At 26.4% G+C, this 1211-nt stretch carries 1 protein-coding gene; it reads left to right on the forward strand.

Translation table 11 applies throughout. The features are described 5' to 3' along the window. Positions 1 to 26: 26 nt before the first annotated feature. Positions 27 to 1211 (forward strand): ATP-binding protein (locus tag ON17_RS02515; RefSeq protein ID WP_152411666.1); only part of this gene is annotated, 1185 nt, incomplete at its 3' end.

The following is a 1211-nucleotide window of genomic DNA, read 5'->3' on the forward strand; positions in this document are numbered from 1 at the left end:
TTTTTTTATTTTTATTAGGAATTATTTTGTTCATTATTAAAAATAAGAATATTAAGGCTATTAATGATAGAAATTCAAATGCTATTAGTAATAATAGTTCTATGAGTATATTAGAAATGTTAACCCCTCCAGAAAACAATTATGTTCGCTTTAAGGGTTTCGAAAAAATATTCGGACAAGAAGAATTAAAAAAAAAATTAAATAGTTATATTAATATATTTAAGCCAGACAAATTAAAAAATTTTAAAAAGTTACAAGAGAATAGTAATGAAAAAATACCTTACCCTAAAGGAATTATTTTATATGGTCCACCAGGAACAGGGAAAACTTTTACCGCTAAATGTTTTGCTAAAGAATCTAAAATGAATTTCTATAATATTACTTCTGCTCATAGTCTTAAAGAAATAGAAGAAATTTTTAAAAAAGCTCGAAGAAACAGCCCTTCTATTGTTTTTGCAGATGAAGCCGAAGAGTTAATCAAATCTAGAACATCACAAAATTTAGAAACAGGAGACGCGAAAAAAACTGATACATTTTTAATGGAATTAGATGGTGTAAATACTGATCCTGAAAATCCTATTTTTTTTATTGCTGCGACTAATCATTTAGATAAAATTGACAGTGCTATTCAAAATCGTTTAGATCCTATTTATTTAGGTTATTTAAATGATGTAGAAAGAGAACAATATTTTATTAAATTATCAGATAAATATAAATTCGCTCAAAATGCAAAAAATCATTTAAAAGACAAAATTATTCCAAGATTTAAAGAAGCAATTGAAAATCCTATAAAATATGCTAAAATGATAGGCAAAGAGTACAAATCAGCTGACGGTAAAAAATTTAAATTCGAAATTCCAGCTATTAGTAAAACTGAAAAAGAAATGAAAGGTTCTTTGATGACTTCTGATGATGTCTTAACTGATCAATCAAATAGAAAAAAAATTGAAGAATCATATAAAGTACAATACGAAACAGACCGAATTGAAGAAGATTTAGATATAAGTTATTTAGACAAAGTTAAAAAACATTTTTTTGATATTCAAACAAATAGAAAAATAGAAAATTTTTTGTCTCAAGCGTTTTTAATTGCTGGCAATCATTCACACAAGCAAATTTTAATTTCAGATTTAGAAGAAGCTTCTAAAGAATATTTCAGATCGGAAGAGCGGTTCAGCAGGAATGCCGAGACCGATATCGTATGCCGTCTT

Source organism: Poinsettia branch-inducing phytoplasma str. JR1 (assembly GCF_000309465.1).
In the GTDB taxonomy this organism is placed as follows: domain Bacteria; phylum Bacillota_I; class Bacilli_A; order Acholeplasmatales; family Acholeplasmataceae; genus Phytoplasma; species Phytoplasma pruni.